Annotated in this window: 7 protein-coding genes; 1 reads left to right on the top strand and 6 read right to left on the bottom strand. The window is 62.2% G+C overall.

All coding sequences use genetic code 11. The annotated features are described in order from the left end of the window. Positions 1-230, bottom strand: a 230-nt coding sequence (locus ACE3UY_RS12450; protein WP_374687839.1) for an LLM class flavin-dependent oxidoreductase, incomplete at its 3' end; no start/stop codon positions are given. Positions 231-692: 462 nt separating this feature from the next. On the opposite strand from ACE3UY_RS12450, the gene ACE3UY_RS12445 reads away from it, so the two are divergent. Next, complete coding sequence (locus tag ACE3UY_RS12445) at positions 693-1,184, top strand: type II toxin-antitoxin system VapC family toxin (protein WP_374687838.1); 492 nt, start codon at positions 693-695, stop codon at positions 1,182-1,184. Between the two features lie 68 nt (positions 1,185-1,252). Here ACE3UY_RS12445 and moeB read toward each other — a convergent pair whose 3' ends face one another. The 5 genes from moeB to ACE3UY_RS12420 all read right to left on the bottom strand — a co-directional run bounded on the left by moeB (position 1,253) and on the right by ACE3UY_RS12420 (position 4,325). Further along, complete coding sequence (moeB, locus tag ACE3UY_RS12440; RefSeq protein WP_374687837.1) at positions 1,253-2,464, bottom strand: molybdopterin-synthase adenylyltransferase MoeB; 1,212 nt, start codon at positions 2,462-2,464, stop codon at positions 1,253-1,255. 9 nt (positions 2,465-2,473) lie between these two features. After that, the gene (locus ACE3UY_RS12435; RefSeq protein ID WP_374687836.1) at positions 2,474-2,953 is read right to left on the bottom strand and encodes a thioredoxin family protein; all 480 of its coding nucleotides are present in this window, start codon (positions 2,951-2,953) and stop codon (positions 2,474-2,476) included. Positions 2,954-2,957: 4 nt separating this feature from the next. Next, positions 2,958-3,419, bottom strand: coding sequence for a DUF4395 domain-containing protein (locus ACE3UY_RS12430; RefSeq protein WP_374687835.1), 462 nt, complete (start codon positions 3,417-3,419; stop codon positions 2,958-2,960). A 115-nt stretch (positions 3,420-3,534) separates the two neighbouring features. Next, positions 3,535-3,807 (bottom strand): MoaD/ThiS family protein, encoded by a 273-nt coding sequence (locus tag ACE3UY_RS12425; protein ID WP_374687834.1) that lies wholly within the window; start codon positions 3,805-3,807, stop codon positions 3,535-3,537. Positions 3,808-3,857: 50 nt separating this feature from the next. Beyond that, positions 3,858-4,325, bottom strand: coding sequence for a Mov34/MPN/PAD-1 family protein (locus tag ACE3UY_RS12420; protein WP_374687833.1), 468 nt, complete (start codon positions 4,323-4,325; stop codon positions 3,858-3,860). Positions 4,326-4,340 lie beyond the last annotated feature (15 nt).

Raw genomic sequence — 4,340 nt, 5'->3', positions numbered from 1 at the left:
GCCGTCTCGCTGGCCAGCTTCCAGGGCCGCATGCGGGAAATGGGGGTGATCATCGTGCCCAGCCGGATGCGCTCTGTCACCATCGCCGCGGCCGTCAGGCACACCCAGGCGTCGATGCCCCAGATCGGTTCCCAGACGAAGAAGCCGTCCCAGCCGGCCCGTTCCGCGGCGCGGGCCATGTCGGCCGCCGTACGCGCGTCGCCGCTTGGTAAAACAAATCCGTATTTCATGGGGTGATTATAGCGCAAGCGGGGCACGACCGCAGACGACCGTGATGTTCAACACAACAACGCAAGGACGTAATCGCTTTGTGCACTCGAGGCGCCAGCCGCTGAATGTTTATGTTATAATGGAGCGCGAGGTGGATAGATGACAGTCCTTACCCTTGAATTGCCAACTGACCTCTACGACCGCCTTCGTCGGCGCGCAGATCGGCTGGGAAAGACACCGCAGCAGGTCGCAGAGGGGTTGCTGGCGCGGGAACTTGCCGAGACGCCAATCGGAGTTACTCAGGAGCGAGAGCAAGTGACTGAGGTATTGCGAGCGGCAGGTTTGCTCACAAATCTAGCGCCGAACGAGAAGGAAAAAGCTGAGGCGACGACCGCTACCCTCCACGACGTCCAATCGTCCCTGGATCGGGCCGGCGGGAAACCACTTAGTGAAGTAATCATCGAAATGCGAGGCCCTAGAGCGTGACAGTCTATTTCCTCGACGCTAGCGCAGTTGTCAAACGCTACCTTACCGAGGCGGGCAGTGAGTACATTGCCCGCCTTGTCGATCCGTCGTCGGCTAACACGATTATTCTAGCCGAGATCAGTCGTGTTGAAGTGGCAGCGGCTATCGCTGCGCGTCAGCGTGCCGGTTCCCAGCTAACAATCAAGGAACGCGACGAGGCGGTGGCCCTCATGTTGCGCCACTGTGATCGCGAATACCGGATGGTGCCTCTGACCGCAAACGTGCTCGGGCGAGCAGTGGAGTTAACGCAAAACCATCGACTGCGAGGCTATGATGCCGTGCAGCTCGCTACGGCCCTAGTCACTAACGAGTCGTTGCGGGGAGCTGGCCTGCAAGAACTGGTCTTTGTGTCAGCCGATGATGATCTGATGCGGGCTACGGCGGCCGAGCGCCTTTCCAGTGCAAACCCTAACCGCTGGGCTAAAAATAGTACAACAAACTCGCCATAAGTGAAGCGCCCGGTCATCTCCACCGGGCGCCCGCTTTCTACTGAACGCTGCTTACCGAATACTGACTACTAGTACACCGGCAAACTCGTATCCACCTCCCGCGCCCACCGGTTGATCCCTCCCGTCAGATTATAGAGCTTGCGGAAGCCGTGCTGTTGCAGTTCGCGGACGACCTGCGCGCTGCGGCCGCCCATCTGGCAGTGGACGACGATCTCTTGGGCTGTGTCTAGCTCGCCCAGGTGCTCCAGGATTTGCCCCTTGGGAATGAGCACCGCGCCCAGGTTACCCAGATTGCTGATCTCCCACTCGTGTGGTTCGCGCACGTCCAGGATGAACAGGTCGTCGCCGTCGTCCAGCCGCGCCTTGAGTTCCTGCGGCGTGATGGTCGGCATCGTCGCGCCGTTCTCCTGGCCGGCCGAGTACGGGCTGTGATCGTGGGCCGGCACGCCGCAGAACTGCTCGTAGTCGATCAGTTCGGTCAGCGTCGGGTGCTCGCCGCAGATAGGGCAGTTGGGGTTCTTACGCAGCCGCACCTCGTCGAAGGTCATCGTCGTCGCGTCGTAGAGCAGCAAGCGACCGATGAGCGGCTCGCCCACGCCCAGGATGAGCTTGATGGCCTCGGTCGCCTGAATGGCCCCGATGGTCCCCGGCAGCACGCCTAGCACGCCACCCTCGGCGCAACTGGGAACCAGGCCGGGCGGCGGCGGCTCCGGGAAGAGGCAGCGATAGCACGGCCCCTCTTGGGCATAGAAGACCGACGCCTGCCCTTCGAAACGGAAGATGCTACCGTAGACGTTGGGCTTGCCCAGCAGCACGCAGGCGTCGTTGGTCAGATAGCGCGTCGGGAAGTTGTCGGTCCCATCGATGATGATGTCATACGGCTCGAACAACTCCAGCGCGTTGGCCGAGGTTAGCGGCACTTCGTAGGTATCCACCTGCACATGGGGGTTGATGTCGAGGATGCGCTCCTTAGCGCTCTCCAGCTTCAACCGGCCCACATCCTTCGTGCCGTGGATGATCTGGCGTTGCAGGTTGGAATAGTCGACCGTGTCGTAATCGACCAGGCCGAGACGGCCGACGCCGGCTGCGGCCAGGTACATCGCCAGCGGCGAACCCAGTCCGCCCGCGCCGATGAGCAGGATGCTGGCGGCCTTCAGCTTCTTCTGCCCACTCATGCCAACTTCGGGCATGATCAGGTGGCGGCTGTAACGCTTGATCTCCTCATGCGACAGGGTTATATCGGCCAACGCGGCCGGGTCAATCAGTTCATGGATGCTCATGATAGTCCTTTATTGGGTAGGCTCTGCGGCAGGAGGGCGGCGGACCACCGACGACAGACCACGATAAGAGGTATCGTCGCCTATTGCCGGTTGTTCGTCGTCTACAGCCCACTCGCCAAGCGCGTCAAGTTGCCGGCCGAGTTTGTGGGCGTCCGTCAGGCCATAATTGACCTGGCGCACTTGTCCGCGGCCGTCGATCAGGATCGTGGTCGGCACGGTAAAGACGCGGTAGCGCGCGGCCGTCTCCGGCTCCTGTTCGGCGTTGACGCGCTCGACGCGCAGGCGGCCATCCCATCGCGCCGCCACCTGATCCACGATCCGCCCCTGAGCCGGGCAGACGGCGCAGGTGTCGCTGCAGAAGTATAGCAGCGTCGGCCGCTCAGCGACGACGACCGGTTGCATTCGGCGCATGTGCCACAGCCGCAGAGCGTAGTAGACGGCGACGGCTGTGACCACCAGAATAAGGACGAGGGCAAGGCGCTCGATCATGGGCCTACCCACCCTGCCCGACCGGGCCGCGGTCGAAGCCGGGCACGCCCAGCCGGTTCAACTGGTAATATACAAAGCAGCCGGCGCAGAAGCCCAGGAACAAGTTCAGCGCCGCCAGCACGACAACCAGCCCGACCAGCGTCCAGCCGGGCGTCGTCGCCCCGGCGAAGAGGGCGGCGATGGCCCCCAGCAGGACGATGCCGCCGAAGCCCTGTGCGAAGCGGTGCGGCTCCGGGTTGTCGACGATGACGGCGGGCTTCACCAGACCGGCTGGCTTCAACGCCCGCTGGTAGATGGCCTTGAACAGCGACAGCGACGGCACGGCCGTGCCCAGCAGCATGACGGCGGCCACGAAGACCACCAGCCAGACCGTGTTGAGCACGAAGGCCAGGATGAGCAGGGCGATAATGAACGCCTGATTGACCTTCAGCGCGGAGTGATCGACTTTGCGAGGTGTTGTTTCCACAATAATCCTCATGTATTGGTCGGTAGTTGTTGGTCGTTGGTCGTTGGTAACGCTGACTAACGACCAACGACCAATCAACCTATCTGTGTCATCTGTGAAATCTGTGGCTTCCTCTTCACGCCCCGCCGGCGATGGACGGGATGATCATCAGCGTGTCATCCCCCTTCAGCGTCGTCTGCGGCCCCTGCAGGCCGCGCACGTCCTCCTTGTTCAGGTAGACGTTGACGAAGCTGCGCAACTCGTCGCCCTCGTAGAGGTGCGGCCGGAGTTGTGGGTGTTGGCGGGTCAGGTCGGCCAGCGCCTCGGCGACCGTACCGCCGGCGACGTTGACCACTCCGCTGCCACCCGTGTAGGGGCGCAAGGGGGTGGGAATGCGAATGGTTGTCATAAACTCTCCTCCAGAAACTATCTCACGCAAAGATGCAAAGAACGCAAAGCTTAGAAGCTTCCTAAGCTTTGCGTTCTTTGCGTCTTTGCGTGAGCCTCTTCTATTTCTTCTTCAACGAAACTGCCCCGGTCGGGCGTGAGTTGCCAGGAGCGGCTAAGGCCCGGCTGCCCGGCGATGACCTGCGTAATCAGATACGAGTAGCCCGGCCAGCTGGCCCAGGCCAGGTCGCGCGGCGAGGCGACCGGTGGATGGTCGGGATGGCTGTGAAAGATGCCGATCACGTCCAGCCCTTCGCCCATCGCTTCCAGTTCGGCGTCGCGCCAGTCGTCCTCAGCGATGCGGAAGCGCTCCGGTTTCTCGCTCTCCACCGGCCAGACGTTGGGCAGCGGCTGGATGGCGAGGACGACGTTGCGGCTGTCCTCCGCCCGACCCAACAGCAGGCCGCAACCCTCGTAGGGGTATGATGCCGCGCCGTGGGCGCGGATGGATTGGTGTAGTTCGTTAGTTAGAATAAGCATAGCAATTGGTAGGGG

This window comes from Promineifilum sp. (SeqCode) (assembly GCF_041918635.1).
Classification (GTDB): Bacteria; Chloroflexota; Anaerolineae; order Promineifilales; family Promineifilaceae; genus Promineifilum.
This window is presented reverse-complemented; position numbering and strand designations above follow the sequence as displayed.